Origin of the sequence: Gluconobacter sp. GP1, from assembly GCF_032913585.1 — a bacterium.
Classification (GTDB): Bacteria; Pseudomonadota; Alphaproteobacteria; order Acetobacterales; family Acetobacteraceae; genus Gluconobacter; species Gluconobacter cerinus.
Map to the genome: position 1 here is coordinate 1 of NZ_JASGXC010000043.1, position 1065 is coordinate 1065.

General features: G+C 61.9%; 1 pseudogene. It reads left to right on the forward strand.

The window, feature by feature from the left end:
- A pseudogene (locus R5H23_RS17185) lies at nt 1-1065 on the forward strand (type IV secretion protein DotO); the annotation flags it as partial.

Here is a 1065-nt window from a genome sequence, read left to right on the forward strand (position 1 = left end):
CCGATCCTGAGGGTGTCAGTGAGAGCATCCGGCGAAACCTCGATGAACGACGGACCGTTGCAGGTGCGCTGAACGCCGATTTTGAAGACATCTTCACGGAACGACAGAGAGTGCTCCCGCCCTTCATGCGACAGGAGCGCGCCTACCTCGTTCTCTGGACGCGTCCTGGCTGCCTGTCATCGCAGGAAGTGTCACAGGCCAAACGCGAGCGGGCGAAAAACCTTAAGGGTCTGCCGCCCCTGGGTGATGCTCAGAACCCTCTTCTGGGGAGCCTCGAACTTGGGACGATCCATCAGACCTTCGTGCAGGGGACCTGTGATGCTCTGAGTGCGGAAGCAGTGCAGGTGGATATTCTCAGTCCCGAAGAGGGTCTGCAGGCCATTCGCCATGAACTCTACCCCGATACGATCGGCTCTGCCTGGACGCCGTCCACGCCCCTTCGCAAACCGGGCGGGACCGTTCCCGAGATGGATGCTCCGGCTGATGCGGCCGATGTTCTGTGGCCTCCGCTGCGCGAACAGCTCTTCCGTGACGATGCCAGCACGCCTGACTTCTCCACGGCCCGCATGGGTGTCTTCGACTGGAGCCCGATCGAACTGACGCGTGTCCCCGAAATGCCGGTGCCAGGCGTGAGCAACAAACCGGTCCCGACATTTACCGAGCTTGCAGCACGTCTTTCAGGTCGCCGCATGCCATGGCGCGCGACAGCTTTGATTGAAGGCGTGCGGCCGAGTTACATGCTTTGGAAAGAGCAGATCGCGCATCTCCTGAAATTCGGCTCCAATACTCCCATCAATTCAGGGTTTGAAGAGCTGAAGGCGATGCGCAACCGCCAGAGCGACAGCATCGTCAAGCTCCGCATGGCATTCGCCACCCGCTCGGACGCAGGTGACACGGTAGCACTCCGCACCCGCGCCTCCAGGCTCGAGCAGGCCATTCAATCATGGGACAGTGCTCAGGCCAGCCGCGTGTGTGGGGACCCGCTTGCGGGTGTCCTGTCTTCCGTCCCCGGGCTGGCCCTTGCCTCAACCGCACCTCCGACCCCTGGCCCGATGTCCCAGATTC